Origin of the sequence: Mesorhizobium shonense (genome assembly GCF_040545255.1) — a bacterium.
Classification (GTDB): domain Bacteria; phylum Pseudomonadota; class Alphaproteobacteria; order Rhizobiales; family Rhizobiaceae; genus Mesorhizobium; species Mesorhizobium shonense.
Genome location: NZ_JBEPLM010000023.1, coordinates 19,485 through 39,396, shown reverse-complemented (window position 1 = coordinate 39,396; position 19,912 = coordinate 19,485). Strand labels below are relative to the sequence as shown.

Below are 19,912 nucleotides of genomic sequence, written 5' to 3'. Positions count from 1 at the left end.
GCCACCTCAGTGAAGCGACCTGATCGCGTCCATCACGTTGGGCTCGGCCTTGTCGCCGTCGAAGGCATCGACAATGCCGAAAGCGCCGCCATAACCCCATACCGACCAGGAGAAGCCGTGCGTCTCGGCGCGCGCGATCATGTCCTTGACATAGGCGGCGCGGTATTCGGCAGGCATCACATAGGCATTGCCGTATTCCTGGCGGATCATGCCGAACTCGCCGAGCGTGATGTTTTCGGGCTTGATGCCGTTGGCTGTCGCCCAGTCCTCGACGGTCTTGAACGGCGCATCCATTTGGCCGATGAGCTTGTCGGGCGTGTCCATGCCGGCGACCTGCTCGTCGAGATAGGCAAGCATGCCGCTGCGGCGCGTCCATGGCGCCTCGGCCCCGATCCTGTCGCGGATCGTCTCCAGCGCCACGTCGAGCCGGGCGCGCGGCACGGCGGTCAGCGGATAGGGCAGGCCGGTGACGTAGCGGATGAAGTCGCCGGCCCAGGTCGCGCCCTGATGCGTCAGAAGGAACGGATCATAGGAATGGAAGGTCCAGATGACGTTGTCGTCTGGGATCGCCTTCGGATCGACCTTCGCCAGCGAGGCCGCGTTCGAATAGCAGCCGCCGGTGAGGATGAGCGTCAACCTGGTGGCGGAAGATCGCGCCGCCGCGAACAATTTCTTCTGGCGGTCCGGCCACAGGTTCGTGCCGTTCCCGTCGCAATCGACGATCGGCTCGTTCATCAACTCGAAGGCGACCTGGCTCGGGTCTTCGGCGGCGAGCGTATGCGCCATCTTGCGCACGACCTCGACATAGGCGTCGAAGGTGGCGGGATCGTCCATCACCTCGCTCATGCCGATCTTGCGGCTGCCGCCGGCCGGGATCAGATGCAGGTCGACGATCACTTTCAGCCCGGCGCGGTTGATCAGGCGCGCTGAGTCCCGCACGCTGGCATAGAGGTCGTCGCGCAGTGCAAGGGTCTCGTCGGACAGGAAGGGCGAGGGATCGACCGGCATGCGCAGGAAATCGAAACCGGCATCCTTAAGCGCCTTGAGGTCATCCTCCTTCAGGAATTTGCGCCATTCCGGATAGGGCAGGATGGCGTTCGGGTCGTTCCATTTCTCCTCGCCGGTCCAGGTCGTCCACTGGTCGAGATTGAGGCCACGCTTCATCGAGAACGTCGCCGCCTCGGCGGGCAGCACGAGAGCGCCAAGCGCCAGCAGCGCCGCCATCAAGGTCTTGATCATCGCGCCCAACAGTGCCATCCCGTTCCCGCGCCGAGCGCGCCGCTCCGAACCGTCCGGAGATCCGGGGAAGGGCGCGCGAACGAACAGGTGCCTGTTCGGGCCCAAAAAGGAAAGCGCGATGGACGATCATGGTGAATCGGCGCTCGGCGCCGGGCTTTCCGGGGTGCTGACGGAGTTCGGCCACCGCCTCATGGCTCGCGTCTATTATGCCGACACCGATTTTTCCGGCGTCGTCTATCACGCGCGTTATCTCGAATTCCTCGAGCGCGGGCGCTCCGATTATCTCAGGCTCGCCGGCGTCCATCACACCGAGCTTTTGGACGGCAAGCATGGCGAGCGCATCGTCTGGGTGGTCAGACGCATGGAGATCCATTTCCGTTCGCCGGCCCGCATGGATGACATCCTCACCATCGACACGCGCACCGAGGACATTTCGGGCGCCCGCATCTTCATGGCGCAGCAATTGAAACGCGGCGGCGAAGTGCTGGTGGAGGCGAAGGTCGAGGCGGCGATCATTGGCGAGAACGGCCGGCCGAGGCGTTTTCCGAAGGAGTGGGTTGCGGCTTTTATACCGACGGGTCGCAGTTGATCCCAACGATGGCATCGCCATACTTCTGAAGCCGTTAACCGGCCCGCTCAAAGCGTAGCGCCGGACTGCCGGGCGCGGCAATGCGCCGCGCTTTATATCCTAACCTATCCTTAACCATAACGGTTCATGAAGGAATTGGTGAAGATCGGTGCAATTCGTGCGCCTTCCTTTCACCAATATTTGCCCCGAAAAGGCCGCGAAACGGTGCATTCGGGGCTTGTCCCGCAAAGCTTCAAGCTTCGCGCGATCGGATCAGAGGGATGCCCATGGGCCAGCCGACAGCGATGCCCGGAAAATCTTAAGGACTTGAGTCATGGAAAACATCGCACTCGCCGACCCGGGCGCGCATTTGTCGATATGGGCCCTGTTCATGCAGGCCGGATGGGTGGTCAAGCTGGTCATGATCGGCCTGCTCTGCGCCTCGATCTGGACCTGGGCGATCATCATCGACAAGCTCGTCGCCTATAGCCGCATGCGGCTGGCGCTCAACCGCTTCGAGCAGGTGTTCTGGTCGGGGCAGTCGCTCGAAGACCTCTATCGCACGCTGTCAGACCGTAAGACCACCGGCATGGGCGCGATCTTCGTTGCAGCCATGCGCGAATGGAAAAAGAGTTTTGAAAAGGGCGCAAAATCGGCGCTGGCGCTGCAGACGCGCATCGACAAGGCGATGGACCTGGCGCTGACCCGCGAGATGGAAAGGCTGGAAGGACGCCTCGGCTTCCTCGCCACCACGGGTTCGGCCGCGCCCTTCATCGGCCTGTTCGGCACCGTCATCGGCATCATGACATCCTTCCAGGCGATTGCCGCCTCGAAGAACACCAGCCTGTCGGTCGTGGCGCCCGGCATCGCCGAGGCGCTACTGGCGACGGCCATCGGCCTGCTCGCGGCCATTCCCGCGGTCATCGCCTACAACAAGCTGTCATCGGATGCGAACAAGATCGCGGTGCGCATGGAAGGGTTCGCGGACGAGTTCTCCGCCATACTCTCGCGCCAAATCGATGAAAAAGTGGCGCAGAAGGCCTGAGGTACGATCATGGGTATGTCTGCTGCTAGCGCAGGTGGCATAGGGCGAGGCGGACGCGGCCACAGGCGGCGTGGCCGTCATCATGGCCTGATGTCGGAAATCAACGTCACGCCGATGGTCGACGTGATGCTGGTGCTGTTGATCATCTTCATGGTCGCGGCGCCGCTCTTGACCGTCGGCGTGCCGATCGACCTGCCGGACACGCAGGCCAAGGCAATGAATGTCGACACCCAGCCGATCACCGTGTCGATCAACGCGACCGGCGAGATCTATCTGCAGGAAACCGAGATTCCGATCGAGGAGCTGGTGGCGAAGCTGCAGGCGATCTCGAAGACCGGCTACGACGAGCGCATCTTCATCCGCGGCGACAAGTCGACGGACTATGGCACGGCAATGAAGGTCATGGCCCGCATTTCGGCGGCCGGCTACAAGAACATCGGCCTGGTCTCGTTGCAGGAACAGGATCAGTAGGACGCGAAATGCGGACCGGCCTCACCTCTTCGGTGATCTTGCATGCGGTGGCGCTGGCCTTCGGGCTGTTCACGCTGTCCTCGCCGCCGGCGATGCCGGCTTCCGACGTGGAGTCGGTGGCGGTCGATATCGTGCCGATGGAAGCGATCGCGCAGACGCTGCAAGGCGACAAGAAAGCGGTCATGCATGACAAGCCTGCGCCGCTGCCGACCAAGCGGCCGGATGTCGTCCCCGACGCCCAAAAGGTCGGCGAGAATACCGTCGACACCGAGAAACCGGTGACGGACGAGGCCAAGCCGAAGCCGGTCGAGAAGACCTCCGCGCCGCCGCCGGCGCCGACGCCGACCGAAAAGCCGGCCGTCGAGGACGTGCCGAAGCCGCAGGAAAAGCCGAAGCCGGTGCCGGCGACCGAAGTGGCGCCGACGCCTGCGCCGAAGGAAGAGGTCAAGCCCGAGCCGGTCAAGCAGACCGATCCCAAGCCGACACCGGCCAAGGAGCCGACGCCGGCGCCGCCAAAGGACACGACCGCCGCCATCCAGAAGGAAGAGGTGAAGCCGGACGCTGTCGCCGAGGCGATCGCCAAGGAACAGCCGACCGAGGAGGCCAAGCTTCCGGACTCTGCTCCAGCACCCGAGGCGCGGCCGAAGCCGCAGCCGGCCCAGGCCGAAAGCGCCAAGGCGCCGGACCGCAAGGATGCGGAAAAGCCGGTCAAGGAGGCCTCCTCGAAGCCGAAGTCGGATGAGAAGCAGTTCAACGCCGACGAGATTTCGGCCCTGCTCGACAAGCAGAAGCCGTCCGGCGGCGGCGCCAAGCGCTCGACACAGCAGTCGTCGCTCGGCGGTGACAAGGATCAGGGCCAGAAGCTCTCCAAGTCGGAGCAGGGAGCCCTGGAGGCTCAGCTCGGCGGCTGCTGGACCTTGCCTGTCGGATTGGAAGGCTCGGAGAACTTCGTCGTCGTGGTCCGGTTCAATCTCGACACCGACGGCAAGCTCGACGGTCGCCCCTCGGTCGAGCAGTCGAGCGGCAACCGGCAGTTCGACGAAAGCGCCGTGCGCGCTGTTCAGAAATGCGACGTGGCCGGCCTGCAGGTCCCCGCAGGCAAGCAGGACATCTGGAACGACATCCGCGTCACCTTCGATCCAAGGGAGATGCTTGGCCTCTAGCCCCGGCGTCTGAACCATCAAAGAAAAGAAGCGAGAAAATATGAGATCCTTCCTCAAGCCGCTCCTGACGATTGCAGCCATGGCGTTGGGCATGACGGCCAGCACCACCTTGCCGGCTTGGGCCCTCGTCGAGCTCAACGTCAACAAGGGCAATGTCGAGCCGCTGCCGATCGCCATCACGGATTTCCAGTCCAACGACGCGCTTGGCGCGCAGATCACGGAAATCGTCACCGCCGATCTGAAGCGCTCCGGCCTGTTCGCGCCGATCGACAAGAGCGCTTTCATCGAGAAGATCTCGGGCCCGGACGCCACGCCGCGCTTCGACGACTGGAAGGTGATCAATGCGCAGGCGCTGGTCACCGGCAGCGTCGGCAAGGAGGCCGATGGCCGCATCCGCGCCCAGTACCGGCTGTGGGACACTTTCGCCGGCCAGCAGATGGCCGGCGAGCAGTTCTTCGCCAATGACGCCAACACCAGGCGGGTCGCCCATATCATCGCCGACGCGATCTATGAGCGGCTGACCGGCGAGAAGGGCTATTTCGACACGCGCGTCGTCTTCGTCGACGAATCCGGCGCCAAAAACGCGCGCAAGAAGCGCCTCGCCATCATGGATCAGGACGGCGCCAATGTGCGCTATCTGTCGGACGGCCGCTCCATCGTGCTGACGCCGCGCTTCTCGCCGAACCGGCAGGAAATCACCTACATGTCCTATGAGAGCGGGCAGCCGAAGGTCTACCTGCTGCAGATCGAGACCGGGCAGCGCGAGCTGGTCGGCAACTTCCCCGGCATGACGTTCGCGCCGCGCTTCTCGCCTGACGGCCAGAAGGTGATCATGAGCCTGCTGCGCGACGACGGCAACTCCAACATCTTCGCGATGGATCTGAGAAGCCGCACGACCACGCGGCTCACCAATTCGGTCGCCATCGACACCTCGCCGTCCTATTCGCCGGACGGCTCGCAGATCGTCTTCACCTCCGACCGCGGCGGCGGCAGCGGCCGTTCGCAGATCTATGTCATGGGCGCAGACGGTTCCAACCCGCACCGCATCTCGTTCGGCGACGGCGTCTATTCCACGCCGGTATGGTCGCCGCGCGGCGACCTCATCGCCTTCACCAAGCAGTCCGGCGGCGAGTTCCAGATCGGCGTCATGAAGACCGACGGTTCGGGCGAGCGCATCCTGTCCTCCGGCTTCCAGCAGGAGGGCCCGACCTGGGCGCCGAACGGCCGCGTGCTGATGTTCTTCCGCGACTCGGCCGGCGGGCCGAAGCTGGTTTCGGTCGACCTCACCGGCCGCAACGAGCAGCAGATCCCGACGTCGAATTTTGCGTCGGACCCGGCTTGGTCGCCGTTGCTGGAGTAGGGACTGAACTGGAATTGAAGAACTGGGGAATTGAAGAACTGAAGAAGCGGGGAAATCCCGCTTTTTCACGTCGTGGTCGCGTTTTGGTCAAATTTCCGCCTACGGTTCGCTCGCATCGTGGCCCCTGCCAAAAATGGCCGAGGACGGCGGCCTGAAACCAAATATTAACCGTGTTTCTTGAATGCCGGTTAACCCAAACGTGGTTACTGGGTGATCAACGAAATCACTCGAATGCGAAGGAGAGGCGGCATGGGCCGTATCGCAGCACTTACCAGAAATCCGGCGATGATCGCGCTGGTGGCAGCGCTTGCCATCACCGGTTGCGCCTCGAAGAAGACGCCGAACAGCGCGGCCGATCTCGGCCTCAACGGCGCCGGCGCCGCTACGCCGGGCTCCGCTCAGGATTTCACCGTCAACATCGGCGACCGCATCTTCTTCGACACCGACTCCTCGTCGATCCGCGCCGACGCGCAGACCACGCTGGGGCGCCAGGCGCAGTGGCTCAGCCAGTACAGGCAGTATGCCATCGTCATCGAAGGCCATGCCGACGAGCGCGGCACGCGCGAATATAATCTGGCGCTGGGCGCCCGCCGCGCCGCCGCCACCCGCGACTTCCTGGTTTCCAAGGGCGTCGCCGCCAACCGCCTGAAGACGATTTCCTACGGCAAGGAACGCCCGGTCGCCGTCTGCGACGACATCTCGTGCTGGTCGCAGAACCGCCGCGCCGTCACCACCCTCTCGGGCGCCGGATCCTGACGCCCCACCGGGCGGCAAAAATACAACATCGCGGAACGAAAGGCGGCCTCAGGGCCGCCTTTTTCATATGCGACAGCCTGAAACAAAATTTGGCCGAAGTCTCGCGTCCTGCTAAGAGCGCGAGGGCGCTTCCTCCCATTCCGATTTGGAAAGGCGCATCAGGCCAACAGATTTCACGGCGAGAGATAGAATGCATTTCAGAACGGTCCTGAGCGGCACGCTTGCGCTGCTGCTCGTATCAAGCATCGCAGCCGTCGCCGCCCCGGCGGACAGCGGGCAATCCTCCGACAGCGGGTTCACCTTCCATCTGCCGACGCTCGGCATCTTCGGCGACAAGAAGAAGGCCGAGCAGGCTCAGATGGCGCAGCAGGACGGCACCGGCATGACCGGCCTGGAAGATCAGCTGCGCCAGATGAACGGCAAGATCGAGGAGCTCAATTTCCAGATCCTGCAAATGCAGGAGCAGATGCGCAAGCAGCAGGAAGACAACGAGTTCCGCTTCCAGCAGCTCGAAGGCGGCTCGCAAGGGGCGAAGCCAACGGGCCAGAAGAAGTCCGAGGCCGCGCCGCAGGATGGCAACACCGGCAATGGCAACACGAATCTGGGTGATGCGGGTACCGGCGACTCCAGTACGGACACCGGCGTCGCCGAAGCTCCGGCGACGCAGGCTCCGGCCGATGCGGGTGCGCAAAGCGGCAGCGGCAAGAGCGTCGGCGAGGTTATCGTCGAGTCGCAGACCGGCGATCCGGGCAAGGTGATCACCGGCGCGCCGCCGAAGACCTTCGGCACCATCACGGTCGACAAGAACGGCAATGTCGTCAACGCCGAATCCGATCCGCAGGCGGGTGCGCAGGCGCAAGCTCCCGCAGCCACGGCAAACGCGCCTTCGGCCGAGACAAGCACCAAGAGCGGCAAGGGCAAGTCCGGCGGCACGGTCATGGCTTCGCTGCCCTCGACCAATGATCCGGACGAGCTCTACCGCAACTCCTACCAGTTCATCCTGTCGGGCGATTATCCCACCGCCGAGCAGGGTTTTCGCGACCACATTTCCCGCTTCCCCAAGGACGCCAAGGCGCCGGATGCGCATTACTGGCTGGGAGAATCCCTGCTCGGCCAGCAGAAATACCGCGACGCGGCGGAGGTCTTCCTGGCCGCCAGCAAGGATTATCCGAAGGCCAAGAAGGCGCCCGACATGCTGCTGAAGCTCGGCGTGTCGCTGGTCGGCCTCAAGCAGAACGACGTGGCCTGCGCCACCTTCAGCGAGATCGGCAAGCGCTATCCGGATGTTTCCGGCACGCTCAAGGAGCGCATCAAGCAGGAAAAGGCGCTGGCGTCGTGCTAGGCTGAATGCCGTTTGTTCCAAACCCGGAACCACTCTTGGGCGACATGCGCCGATGCTCGACACCGAGCCTGACATTTCGGATCGCTTTTTCTCAGACTTCGACTTTTCCAACGGCGCCGTTGCAGCCGTGTCCGGCGGCAGCGACTCGACCGCCCTTCTCTTTCTCCTCAAACATCATCTCGACCGAACCCTGCCCGCGGCAAAACTGCTCGCGGTGACGATCGATCATGACCTCAGACCAGGTTCGGCAGCGGAAGCGCAAACCGTGGCGAGCGTCTGCGCCGAGCATGGGATCGCGCACCGCACGCTGGTCTGGTCCGGGCGCAAGCCGACGACCGGCCTGGCAGCCGCCGCGCGCGAGGCGCGCTACCGGCTGCTGGCCGAGGCGGCCGAAGCGGAAGGCATCCGCGTGGTGGTAACCGGCCACACCGCCGACGACCAGGCAGAGACGGTTCTTATGCGGCAAGTCCGCGCCGAAGGGACCCGCGATGAAAGGGCCGGCGAAGAAGAGTCGAGCGAGGAGGGTCGCGGCCTCGCCGGCATGGCGCCCGTCACGCTCTACGACTGGCGCACATGTATCGCCCGGCCGCTGCTCGGCACGCGCCGGGCGGCACTGCGCGCGATGCTGAAGCGCCGCGGCATCGGCTGGATCGAGGATCCGACCAATGTCGACCAGCGTTTCGAGCGGCCGCGCATGCGCATCTCGCTTGCCGGCGACGACGGCGAGGCGCGCTTCGCGCAGGCAATCGCAAAGGCCGGACAGGCGGCCGCCGAACGCGACGACCTCGGCCGCCGCGCGGCCGCGCTGATCCGCGCTTTTGCCGACAGGCCGGCTTCGGGGCTCATCCGCCTCGATCGCGTTTTCGCTCATGGTGAAGACAGCGAGGCGGCCGTCTATGCGCTGCGCATCCTGCTCGCCACGGTCGGCGGCGTCTCGTTCCTTGTCGATCAGGCGCGTTGCCGGGCGCTGTTCGAGCGTCTTCGGTCCGGAACGCTTTGCGCCACATTGTCGCGGACCGTGGTCGATGCGCGCCGGAGCGGCATCTTCCTTCACCGCGAGGCGCGCAATCTGCCCGCCGCCGTTCCGGCGCAGGATCAGGCCCTTTGGGACGGCCGGCGCCGGATCACATTGAGCGACAGGTCGGGCGGGTTGGTGATCGCGCCCATGGGGGCCGTCGTTGCCAAACGATCCGTCCGGGAGGGCGACGTTCCGGCAAGCCTGCTACGCAGGGCGCTCGCCGCCGAACCCGCATTGTGGCGCGGCGCTGAACGTCTTGATTTTGCTGGCGGCGGTGATGTGCCGCGGCCAATGGCCAGCGTGCCGGTGGTGTCGCCTTTCGCCCGCTTCCTGCCGTCCTTCGATTTGCTGGTCGCCGCGGCAGTCGCCGCGCTGATTGGCGCGCCGCCGCTGCCGCCTTTGCCTTTCCGCGGCCATGATCGCGATGGAGCATGGGCGAAAGCTTAACCGAGGCGTGCTGTTATGCTTGGCAAGGGGAAGCGCTCTCCCTATGTTAGGCCCAAGCCTCCATCATCATCGTGGGTCCGCATGCGGACGCCAACAGGACAATAGATGAATCCGAATTATCGCAACCTTGCGCTCTGGGCGATCATAGCGGTCCTGCTCATCGCCCTGTTCAATCTTTTCCAGACGCCGCAGACGCGCGGCGCCTCAAGCGAGGTTGCCTATTCGCAGTTCCTGCAGGATGTCGCGTCCGGCCGGGTGAAGAGCGTGACCATCGCCGGCGCCCGCATCTCGGGCAACTACACGGACAACGCCAACGGCTTCCAGACCTATTCGCCCGGCGATCCGTCGCTGGTTTCGAGGCTGCAGGACAAGAACGTCACCATCAACGCGCGGCCTGAAACCGACGGCTCCAACTCGCTGTTCGGCTATCTGATCTCGTGGCTGCCGATGATCCTGATCCTCGGCGTGTGGATATTCTTCATGCGCCAGATGCAGTCCGGCTCCGGCCGCGCGATGGGCTTCGGCAAGTCGAAGGCGAAGTTGCTCACCGAGGCGCACGGCCGCGTCACCTTCCAGGACGTCGCCGGCGTGGACGAGGCCAAGGAGGATCTCGAGGAGATCGTCGAATTCCTGCGCGATCCACAGAAGTTCCAGCGGCTCGGCGGCAAGATCCCACGCGGCGTGCTGCTTGTCGGCCCGCCCGGCACCGGCAAGACGCTGCTCGCCCGCTCTGTCGCCGGCGAAGCCAACGTGCCGTTCTTCACCATCTCCGGCTCGGACTTCGTCGAGATGTTCGTCGGCGTCGGCGCGTCGCGTGTGCGCGACATGTTCGACCAGGCCAAGAAGAACGCGCCCTGCATCATCTTCATCGACGAAATCGACGCGGTCGGCCGTCATCGCGGCGCCGGCCTCGGCGGCGGCAATGACGAGCGCGAGCAGACGCTGAACCAGCTGCTGGTCGAGATGGACGGCTTCGAGTCCAACGAAAGCATCATCCTGATCGCCGCCACCAACCGGCCCGACGTGCTCGATCCGGCGCTGCTCAGGCCCGGTCGCTTCGACCGCCAGGTCGTGGTGCCGAACCCCGACATCGTCGGCCGCGAGAAGATCCTCAAGGTGCATGTGCGCAACGTGCCGCTGGCGCCCAATGTCGACCTCAAGGTGATCGCGCGCGGCACGCCGGGCTTCTCCGGCGCCGACCTGATGAACCTCGTCAACGAATCCGCGCTGATGGCGGCGCGCCGCAACAAGCGGCTCGTCACCATGGCCGAGTTCGAGGACGCCAAGGACAAGATCATGATGGGCGCCGAGCGCCGCTCGTCGGCGATGACGCAGGCCGAGAAGGAACTGACCGCCTATCACGAGGCCGGCCACGCCATTCTGGCGCTCAACGTGCCGACGGCCGACCCGCTGCACAAGGCGACCATCATTCCGCGCGGCCGTGCGCTCGGCATGGTCATGCAGCTGCCGGAAGGCGACCGCTACTCGATGAGCTACAAGTACATGATCTCGCGGCTCGCGATCATGATGGGCGGCCGTGTCGCCGAGGAGTTCAAGTTCGGCAAGGAGAACATCACCTCCGGCGCCTCCTCCGACATCGAGCAGGCGACCAAGCTGGCGCGCGCCATGGTCACGCGCTGGGGCTTCTCCGACAAGCTCGGCCATGTCGCCTATGGCGACAACCAGGAAGAGGTCTTCCTCGGGCATTCGGTTGCGCGCCAGCAGAACATCTCGGAAGAGACGGCGCAGATCATCGACGCCGAGGTGCGCCGGCTGATCGACGACGCCTATTCCACCGCGAAGACCGTGCTGACCAAGAAGAAGAAGGACTGGATCGCGCTGGCCGAAGGGCTGCTCGAATACGAGACGCTGACCGGCGAGGAGATCAAGCAGCTGATCGCCGGCCACAAGCCCGCCCGCGACCTCGGCGACGACACCCCGCCCAGCCGCGGCTCGGCCGTGCCGAAGGCCGGCACCGGCGGCCGCCGCAAGAAGGGCCCCGAGCCCGAAGGCGGCATGGAGCCGCAGCCGCAGGGCTGAGTTCGAAGAGAACAAAGGAACTTTGGAACGCCGCGGATCAAACCGCGGCGTTTTGCTTTGGGGGATCGCAGGGATTGCCGGCCCTCGATCTGGTATTTGCAACGCTGGCGATTGGCGAAAGTCGGGGTGACAGCCAATCTCCCCCGCAAGGGGGGAGATTGGCAGTTTTAGCGACGGCGCCAACAATCTCAGCGATGGTGATTGGCGAAGACGGTGGAGCATGCAATCTTCCCCTTGTGGGTCCCACGAGGGGGAAATCGGATTGTCGCCTCGGCTTCGACCTATGGCCCAGATTTGGCCCTGACGGTCACGCGAGACCAAACAAATCCCAAAAAAAGCCCGCGCATCTTGCGATGCGCGGGCCCTTCTCTGGAAGATGTGACTAAGAGGTCAGCTCTTCAGCTTGGCGTTGCAGAGGCTGTAGAAGCCGCCGCCCTTCTGGATCCACTTCAGGCCGTTCAGCGTGTTGGCGTCCTTGTTGGCGTAGTACTGCTCGAGGCAGGTGTGCATGCGGCCCTTGGCCGGGGTCTCGGTGGCAAACTTCGGCGAGATAGCGGTCGGGAAAGTCACGCCCTTCGGGGCGGCCGCGGTCGGCTTCGCCGGTTCCTTGGTGAAAGTCGCTTCCGTTGGAGCCGGCACGGTGTCGTCGTCGGCGGCGCCGGCGCCGCACTCGGCCTTGCGGAAGTCGTTCCACTTCATGCCGTTGAGCTTGTTGGCGGTCTTCGCGGCCTGATACTTGGTGCTGCATTCGGCCATGCTCAGGCCCTTACCGCCGTCGGCTGCAGCCGCCGTCGAGGTCTCGGTCTTGGTCGCCTTGGCGGGCTTGGTGTCGGTCGCAGCGGCGGTGGCGCCGGCGGCGCATTCGGTCTTGCGGAAGTCGTTCCACTTCATGCCGTTCAGTGTGCCGGCAGCCTTGGCGGCCTGATACTTGGTGCTGCATTCCTTGGCGGTCAGGCCCTTGGCCGAGCTGTCGTCGGCCGCGGCGGTCGTGTCCTTGGCCTTCTTGGCCGGCTTGGTGTCAGCCGCCTTGGTATCGGTCGCCGCCTTGGTGTCGGTCGCGGCGGAGGCGTCGCTGCCGCATTGCGCCTTGCGGAATTGGTTCCAGGTCTGGCCGGCGAGCGTTCCGGCGTCCTTGGCCGCGTTATACTTGGTGCTGCACTCGGCCATGGTCAGCGCGTTGGCCGGCGCCGCCAGGAACAAGGTTGCGACGGCGATGCCCGTCAATGTTGCAAGTCTATGAATAAGCATGGCGTTTTCTCCCTTGCTGCCGCCAGGTGGTGTCCCTATACCAAATCAATAGCTCTCAACTTCAGACTGCGCCAGATGCTTCCGGCGCGGATGCCCTCACAAAGTGTGTTCCTCCCGATAAGGTGACGAATTGCTTGGCGTCGGTCGCGTAAACAAGGTTTTGCCAGGCGGTTTTGGGCAGAAAAGCTCGCCCCGGCTGGTATATTGCCGCTACAGTGAGGGGGCATGGTAGGCTGTCGAATCACTTGACCCGCCCGCGACAATGATTTTCTAAGGAATGGTAATATATAATCACGAAATGTGATGATCGGATGCGGCCCAATTGTGGCAATACGGGCGGCTGAAAAACCGACGGGGACATTGGCAAGCATGGCAGGGCAGTATTTCGGCACCGACGGCATCCGCGGACGCGCCAACAAATTTCCGATGACGGCCGAGGTTGCCATGCGGGTCGGAATGGCCGCCGGGCTTTCGTTCCAGCGCGGCAATCATCGGCACCGCGTCGTGCTCGGCAAGGACACGCGGCTTTCCGGCTACATGATCGAGAACGCGATGGTGTCGGGCCTGTGCGCCGCCGGCATGGACGTGTTTCTGCTCGGACCGATACCGACGCCGGCGGTCGCCATGCTGGTGCGCTCGCTGCGCGCCGACATCGGCGTGATGATCTCGGCCTCGCACAACCCCTACTACGACAACGGCATCAAGCTGTTCGGCCCCGATGGCTACAAGCTCTCCGACGAGATCGAGGAGCGCATCGAAGGCATGCTCGACAAGGACATCGAGCTTGCGCTTGCCGATTCAGACGGGCTGGGCCGCGCCAAACGCGTCGATGGCGTGCATGACCGCTACATCGAATTCGCCAAGCGCACGCTGCCGCGCTCGATGTCGCTCTCGGGCTTGCGGATCGTCGTCGACTGCGCGAACGGCGCCTCCTACAAGGTGGCGCCCGAGGCGCTATGGGAGCTCGGCGCCGAAGTGGTCGCCATCAATGTCGAGCCCAACGGCTTCAACATCAACAAGGAGTGCGGCTCGACCCATCCGGCCGGGCTGCAGAAGAAGGTGCATGAGGTGCGCGCCGATATCGGCATCGCGCTCGACGGCGACGCCGACCGTGTGGTCATCGTCGACGAGAACGGCGCCATCGTCGACGGCGACCAGATCATGGCGCTGATCGCCGAATCCTGGCACCAGAACGGGCGGCTGGCCGGCGGCGGCGTCGTCTCCACGGTGATGTCCAATCTCGGCCTCGAACGTTTCCTCGGCGACATGAAGCTGCAGCTGCACCGCACCAAGGTCGGCGACCGCTACGTCGTCGAGCATATGCGCGCGCACGGCCTCAATGTCGGCGGCGAGCAGTCTGGCCATATCGTGCTGTCCGATTTCTCGACCACCGGCGACGGCCTGGTTTCGGCGCTGCAGGTGTTGGCCTGCATCAAGCGGCAGAACCGGCCGGTCAGCGAGCTGTCGAAGAAGTTCGAACCGGTGCCGCAACTTCTGAAGAATGTCCGCATCTCCGGCGGCAAGCCGCTGGAGGAAGCGCCGGTCAAGGCGGCGATCGAGGATGCTCGCAACCGGTTGGGCAAGGCCGGCCGCCTCGTCATCCGGCCTTCCGGCACCGAGCCGCTGATCCGCGTCATGGCCGAAGGCGACGATCCGCAACTGGTCGAGACCGTGGTCAACGACATTGTCGGGATCATCTCGGAAACCCGCAGCGCCGCCTGACGGAGCCGCAAGCGCAATTCCAGGAAAAGTGTAACGGTTTTCCGTCCGGAATTGCGTAAAACAGGCAACCGCCCATCGCGTTCGGAAGCCCGCCGCCCGGCGGGCTTTTTCGTGCGCCCGCGGCGCCCGGACAACGGCATACCCTCTAAAATTGTATAGATTCGTGGTTAATCGGTACGGTTAAACGGCTTTTAACCTTTGCAATTCATTATCCACGCCGAGGTTCATCTTCGGGCGGTGTCGTCCCGAGGCTTCTTAGGGGTGACAGCATGTTCAATACAGCAAGAATGGCATTGTTTGCCGCGCTGTTCGCGGGCTTGGCCGGACCGGCGTTCGCCGCGGATATTGCGGAACCACCACCGGTCGAGGAAGCTCCGCCGCCGGTCGTGGAGGCGCAGCCGGTCGACTTCGGCGGCTGGTATATCCGCGGCGATATCGACTATCACTGGTCGCGCTTCCGCGGTGGCGACTACATCACTTACGGCGCGGCACCCCAGACCCAGGGTAGCTTCGCCAGCGGCAAGCTGAAAGGCGCCTTCTCCGCCGGTGCCGGTATCGGTTATCAGGTCAATCAGTATTTCCGCACCGACCTAACCGCAGACTGGATGGGCAAGTCCAACTTCCGGGGTTCAACGGTCGGCTTCTGCGGCGGCGGCGTACCCTGCGTATCGACCGACACCTCGTCCTATTCGGCGCTGCTGCTTTTGGCCAACGCCTATGTCGACATCGGCACCTGGCATGGTGTCACGCCTTATGTCGGCGCTGGCATCGGCGGCGCATGGGTCAAGTGGGACACGCTGCACAACAGCGACGACGACGGCGATTTCTTCCATCAGGGCGGCAAGGGCTGGCGCTTCGCCTATGCTCTTATGGCCGGTGCCTCCTACTGCCTGACCGATCGCGTCAAGCTCGATGTCGGCTACCGTTACAGCCACATCAATGGCGGCAAGATGTTCGAATATGCTTCGGATAGCAATGTCGGCCCGGGGTATGACCGCGGCATCAACGTGCATGAAGTGCGCGGCGGTCTGCGCTATCAATTCGGCAGGTCCGATTGCGCCCCGCCGCCGGAACCCTATGTGCCCGAGCCGGAGCCGATCTATACCAAGTAATCGCCCTTGCGATCCCGAGATTTGCGAACCGCCCGGCGCCAGCCGGGCGGTTTTCGTTTTTGCGCGGCTGGTAAAATCGCATCGAAATCAATTCGGTAACCATCCGTTATCCTTAACCGGCACTTAACCACTATGGTTAACAATGGCTCCTTGAAACGGCGCTCGCGTTCGCGGCTGGCGCCAATTTCGGGAGCCGGGGACCATGACACTCAAATCGCGTATCGCGTCAGCGCTTGCCGCAACCCTTTTGCCGCTGACGCCAGCGCTCGCGGCCGACTACGATCCGCCGATCTATGTCGACCAGGCCCCTGACTATCAGCCGGTCGAGGTGGGCTCAGGCTGGTACCTGCGCGGCGATGTTTCCTATCTGGTGGAAAAGAGCTTCAGGGACCAGGACTTCAGCTTCACGCCTGCCAGTCAAAGCGAGAGCGAGGACGCGTATTTCGCAAGCATCGGTTTCGGATATCATTTCAACGATTATCTCCGCGCCGATCTCAACCTCGGTTATCTGCCCGGCAACAAGTTCAGCTTCAGCTATGATGACACGGCGACCGCGGCAGAGCCGACCGTGGCATCCGGAAGCCTCAAGAACCATGCGATCTCGGGCATGCTCAACGGCTATGTCGATCTCGGCACCTATGTCGGCTTCACGCCTTACGTTGGCGCAGGCGTCGGCATCGTCCGAAGCAAATACGAGCTCTCGGCGAGCTATTTTACCGCCAATGGCGACGACACCGACGATTTTGTCGAGCGTAGCTCCAAGGCGAAATATTCGCTGGCCTATACATTGAATGCGGGTGTTGCCTACCAGGTCTCGAAGAATGTGCTGATCGACCTGGGCTACCAGTATTTTTCCGCCCCCGATGCGGAATACGTCACCGCCGCGAGCCTGAATTCGTTCCCGGTCCACAAAGGCATCAGCAATCACCAGGTCAAGCTCGGCTTGCGCTACGATCTCTGGTGAGCGGCACAAGCAGGAGATGCCGACGGCGGATCCCGGGAGATCCGTCGTTCTCGTTTGAGCCGAAGCGCAGATTGAAGCCAGTATCCCGCCAGCGACAAAAACTTTGCTCTTGACGCCGGAAGGCTGAAAGCATATCGCCGTCCGTGGGCCACCCCTCCCCAACGAGGGGCCACTATCTGGAAGGATAGACCACGATGACGACGCTTACCAAGCCTGGATTCCGTCCGGCAAATCCCAATTTCTCCTCAGGTCCCTGCGCAAAACGCCCCGGCTGGTCGGCCGAGGCGCTGAAAGCCGCCGCGCTCGGACGTTCCCATCGCGCCAAGATCGGCAAGGCGAAGCTCGAGCAGGCGATCGAGCTCACGCGCGAGATCCTCAAGGTTCCCGCCGACTACCGCATCGGCATCGTGCCGGCGTCCGACACCGGCGCGGTCGAGATGGCGCTGTGGTCGCTGCTTGGCGAGCGCGGCGTCGACATGGTCGCCTGGGAAAGCTTTGGCTCCGGCTGGGTGACCGATGTCGTCAAGCAGCTCAAGCTCGCCGACATACGCAGGTTCGAGGCCGGTTACGGCGAACTGCCGGATCTCACCAAGATCGATTTCGACCGCGATGTGGTCTTCACCTGGAACGGCACGACCTCCGGCGTGCGCGTGCCGAACGGCGATTTCATTCCGGCCGCGCGCCGCGGCCTGACCATCTGCGACGCCACCTCGGCGGCGTTCGCGCAAAGGCTCGACTTCGAAAAACTCGATGTCGTGACCTTCTCATGGCAGAAGGTGCTGGGCGGCGAAGGCGCGCATGGCATGCTGATCCTCAGCCCACGCGCCGTCGAGCGGCTGGAAACCTACAAGCCGGCCTGGCCGCTGCCGAAGATCTTCCGCCTGACCTCGGGCGGCAAGCTGATCGAGGGCATCTTCAAGGGCGAGACCATCAACACGCCGTCGATGCTGTGCGTCGAGGACTATCTCGATGCGCTTCAGTGGGCGAAATCGATCGGCGGCCTGGAGGCGCTGATCGCCCGCGCCGACGCCAACGCCGCGGTGCTGGACCGGTTCGTGGACAATTCACCATGGCTCGGCCATCTGGCCGCCGATCCGGCGACACGCTCGAACACTTCCGTGTGCCTGTCCTTCACCGATACCGATGTCGCGGCGCTCGACGCCGACGGTCAGGCGGCGTTCGCCAAGGGCATCGTCGCGGCGCTCGACAAGGAAGGCGTCGCCTACGACATCGGCTCCTATCGCGACGCGCCGCCCGGCCTGCGCATCTGGTGCGGCGCCACCGTCGAGACTTCCGATCTCGAAGCGCTGCTGCCCTGGCTCGACTGGGCCTGCGCCGCGCAGAAGGCGTCGCTGAAAGCAGCGGCCTGAAATCCGTGGCGGCCCGCGGGCCGCCACCATTTCCCAATACACTCAATTCCCTTCAAGGAGGCCGCCATGGCGCCCCGCGTTCTCGTTTCGGATAAACTTTCAACCACCGCCGTGCAGATCTTCAAGGATCGCGGCATCGAGGTCGACTACCTGCCCGATCTCGGAAAGGACAAGGAAAAGCTCGCCGAAGTGATCGGCCAGTATGACGGCCTCGCCATCCGCTCGGCGACCAAGGTCACCGAGAAGCTGATCAACGCCGCCACCAGGCTGAAGGTCGTCGGCCGCGCCGGCATCGGCGTCGACAATGTCGACATCCCGGCAGCCAGCCGCAGGGGCATCATCGTGATGAACACGCCCTTCGGCAATTCGATCACCACGGCAGAGCACGCCGTCGCGATGATCTTCGCACTGGCCCGCCAGATCCCGGAGGCCAACGCCTCGACGCATGCCGGGAAGTGGGAGAAGAACCGCTTCATGGGTATCGAGATCACCGGCAAGACGCTGGGTGTCGTCGGCTGCGGCAATATCGGCTCGATCGTCGCGACGCGCGGCGTCGGCCTGAAGATGCATGTCGTGGCTTTCGATCCGTTCCTGTCGGACAGCCGGGCGGAGGAGCTCGGCGTCGAGAAAGTGGAAATCGACGAGCTCTTCGCTCGTGCCGATTTCATCACCTTGCACACGCCACTGACCGACAAGACGCGCAACATCATCGACGCGACTGCGATCGCCAAGATGAAGGACGGCGTGCGCATCATCAACTGCGCGCGCGGCGGGCTGGTCGTCGAGGCCGACCTGGTCGCGGCGCTGAAGAGCGGCAAGGTGGCCGGCGCCGGCATCGACGTGTTCGAGGTCGAGCCGGCGGAGAACAACGCGCTGTTCGGCATGGAGAATGTCGTGGCAACCCCGCATCTCGGCGCCTCGACCACCGAGGCGCAGGAGAATGTCGCCCTGCAGGTCGCCGAGCAGATGTCGGACTACCTGATCAAGGGCGCCGTCTCCAACGCCATCAACATGCCTTCGATCACCGCCGAGGAAGCGCCGCGGCTGAAACCCTTCGTCAAGCTCGCCGAAGTGCTCGGCGCCTTTGTCGGCCAGGTCACCGAGGATCCGATCAAGGAGGTCGAGATCCTGTTCGACGGCTCGACCGCGACGATGAACACGCGCGCGCTGGTGAGCGCCACCCTTGCCGGCCTGATCCGGCCGCAGGTCTCCGACGTCAACATGGTGTCGGCGCCGATCATGGTGAAGGAGCGCGGCATCATCGTCGCCGAGGTCAAGCGTGACAAATCGGGCGTCTTCGACGGTTACATCAAGCTGACCGTCAAGACCGAGCACAGGACGCGCTCGATCGCCGGCACCTGCTTTTCCGACCACAAGCCGCGCTTCATCCAGATCAAGGGCATCAACCTCGACGCCGAGGTCGGCCAGCATATGCTCTACACCACCAACGCGGACGCGCCCGGCATCATCGGCCTGCTCGGCACCGTCTGCGGCGAGAACGGCGTCAACATCGCCAACTTCCAGCTCGGCCGCAACCGGCCGGGCGGCGATGCGATCGCACTGCTCTATCTCGACGCGCCGTTCCCGGAGAAGGTGCTGGATCAACTGCGGGCGCACCAGTCGATCGACTCGGCCAAGCCGCTGCACTTCGACGTCGGCGGTGTGTGATCCGGGCCCAAAAGGGCATGCAAAGGCGCGGCCGTTCCGCGCCTTTTTGTTTATGACCTGATACGTTAATATGGCGCAACCGAGGAGTTCGCTATGAAGATCGTGGTCGACGCATTCTGGGATGATGACGCGAAGGTTTGGGTCGCGTCGTCCCGGGAAAAGATCGGGCTCGCAACAGAAGCCGATACGATAGAACTGCTTCAGGACAAACTGGCGGTTTTAGTTCCTGACCTGCTCGGCGGCGACCACGAAGGGCCGTTCGAGATCGAGCTGATTGCGCGGAGTCACCAAACAGTCGCCGCCTAGGTATTAACCTCTGTTAGTTGCGATTTAATAGATTTTTAAGAATTTTTTATTAATTTCCGCTTAAAGTGAGCGG

Annotated in this window: 17 protein-coding genes; 15 read left to right on the top strand and 2 right to left on the bottom strand. The window is 63.7% G+C overall.

The features are described from left to right. Positions 1-6: 6 nt before the first annotated feature. Positions 7-1,257 (bottom strand): glycoside hydrolase family 5 protein, encoded by a 1,251-nt coding sequence (locus ABID26_RS33705; protein ID WP_126097445.1) that lies wholly within the window; start codon positions 1,255-1,257, stop codon positions 7-9. A 100-nt stretch (positions 1,258-1,357) separates the two neighbouring features. On the opposite strand from ABID26_RS33705, the gene ybgC reads away from it, so the two are divergent. The 9 genes from ybgC to ftsH all read left to right on the top strand — a co-directional run bounded on the left by ybgC (position 1,358) and on the right by ftsH (position 11,449). Further along, positions 1,358-1,828, top strand: a complete 471-nt coding sequence (gene ybgC, locus ABID26_RS33700) for a tol-pal system-associated acyl-CoA thioesterase (RefSeq protein ID WP_126097446.1) — start codon at positions 1,358-1,360, stop codon at positions 1,826-1,828. Between the two features lie 313 nt (positions 1,829-2,141). Continuing rightward, positions 2,142-2,852, top strand: coding sequence for a protein TolQ (gene tolQ, locus ABID26_RS33695; RefSeq protein ID WP_126097447.1), 711 nt, complete (start codon positions 2,142-2,144; stop codon positions 2,850-2,852). A gap of 9 nt (positions 2,853-2,861) precedes the next feature. Then, complete coding sequence (gene tolR / locus ABID26_RS33690; protein WP_126097448.1) at positions 2,862-3,323, top strand: protein TolR; 462 nt, start codon at positions 2,862-2,864, stop codon at positions 3,321-3,323. Positions 3,324-3,331: 8 nt separating this feature from the next. Next, positions 3,332-4,486: an energy transducer TonB family protein gene (locus ABID26_RS33685; protein WP_126097449.1), complete on the top strand. Its 1,155-nt coding sequence runs from the start codon at positions 3,332-3,334 to the stop codon at positions 4,484-4,486. 79 nt (positions 4,487-4,565) lie between these two features. After that, the gene (gene tolB, locus ABID26_RS33680) at positions 4,566-5,846 is read left to right on the top strand and encodes a Tol-Pal system beta propeller repeat protein TolB (protein ID WP_245460314.1); all 1,281 of its coding nucleotides are present in this window, start codon (positions 4,566-4,568) and stop codon (positions 5,844-5,846) included. Between the two features lie 249 nt (positions 5,847-6,095). Continuing rightward, positions 6,096-6,602, top strand: coding sequence for a peptidoglycan-associated lipoprotein Pal (pal, locus tag ABID26_RS33675; protein WP_126097451.1), 507 nt, complete (start codon positions 6,096-6,098; stop codon positions 6,600-6,602). 190 nt (positions 6,603-6,792) lie between these two features. After that, positions 6,793-7,944 carry a tol-pal system protein YbgF gene (gene ybgF, locus ABID26_RS33670; protein WP_126097452.1) on the top strand — a complete coding sequence of 384 codons (1,152 nt, stop codon included), beginning with the start codon at positions 6,793-6,795 and terminating at the stop codon, positions 7,942-7,944. A gap of 52 nt (positions 7,945-7,996) precedes the next feature. Further along, positions 7,997-9,409, top strand: a complete 1,413-nt coding sequence (tilS, locus tag ABID26_RS33665; RefSeq protein WP_126097453.1) for a tRNA lysidine(34) synthetase TilS — start codon at positions 7,997-7,999, stop codon at positions 9,407-9,409. A 105-nt stretch (positions 9,410-9,514) separates the two neighbouring features. Then, complete coding sequence (gene ftsH / locus ABID26_RS33660; protein ID WP_126097454.1) at positions 9,515-11,449, top strand: ATP-dependent zinc metalloprotease FtsH; 1,935 nt, start codon at positions 9,515-9,517, stop codon at positions 11,447-11,449. Positions 11,450-11,839: 390 nt separating this feature from the next. Here the strand turns inward: ftsH and ABID26_RS33655 are convergent, their stop codons facing one another. Further along, positions 11,840-12,697, bottom strand: coding sequence for a hypothetical protein (locus tag ABID26_RS33655; RefSeq protein ID WP_126097455.1), 858 nt, complete (start codon positions 12,695-12,697; stop codon positions 11,840-11,842). A gap of 369 nt (positions 12,698-13,066) precedes the next feature. Here ABID26_RS33655 and glmM point away from each other — a divergent pair, with 369 nt between their 5' ends. The 6 genes from glmM to ABID26_RS33625 all read left to right on the top strand — a co-directional run bounded on the left by glmM (position 13,067) and on the right by ABID26_RS33625 (position 19,839). Next, positions 13,067-14,419 carry a phosphoglucosamine mutase gene (gene glmM, locus ABID26_RS33650; RefSeq protein WP_126097456.1) on the top strand — a complete coding sequence of 451 codons (1,353 nt, stop codon included), beginning with the start codon at positions 13,067-13,069 and terminating at the stop codon, positions 14,417-14,419. Positions 14,420-14,688: 269 nt separating this feature from the next. Further along, positions 14,689-15,531 (top strand): outer membrane protein, encoded by an 843-nt coding sequence (locus ABID26_RS33645; RefSeq protein WP_126097457.1) that lies wholly within the window; start codon positions 14,689-14,691, stop codon positions 15,529-15,531. Positions 15,532-15,733: 202 nt separating this feature from the next. Then, positions 15,734-16,495, top strand: coding sequence for an outer membrane protein (locus ABID26_RS33640; protein WP_292302590.1), 762 nt, complete (start codon positions 15,734-15,736; stop codon positions 16,493-16,495). Positions 16,496-16,689: 194 nt separating this feature from the next. Next, complete coding sequence (locus tag ABID26_RS33635) at positions 16,690-17,865, top strand: phosphoserine transaminase (protein ID WP_126097459.1); 1,176 nt, start codon at positions 16,690-16,692, stop codon at positions 17,863-17,865. A 66-nt stretch (positions 17,866-17,931) separates the two neighbouring features. Next, complete coding sequence (gene serA / locus ABID26_RS33630; RefSeq protein WP_126097460.1) at positions 17,932-19,533, top strand: phosphoglycerate dehydrogenase; 1,602 nt, start codon at positions 17,932-17,934, stop codon at positions 19,531-19,533. A 93-nt stretch (positions 19,534-19,626) separates the two neighbouring features. Then, positions 19,627-19,839: a DUF1902 domain-containing protein gene (locus tag ABID26_RS33625; protein WP_126097461.1), complete on the top strand. Its 213-nt coding sequence runs from the start codon at positions 19,627-19,629 to the stop codon at positions 19,837-19,839. Positions 19,840-19,912: the final 73 nt, after the last annotated feature.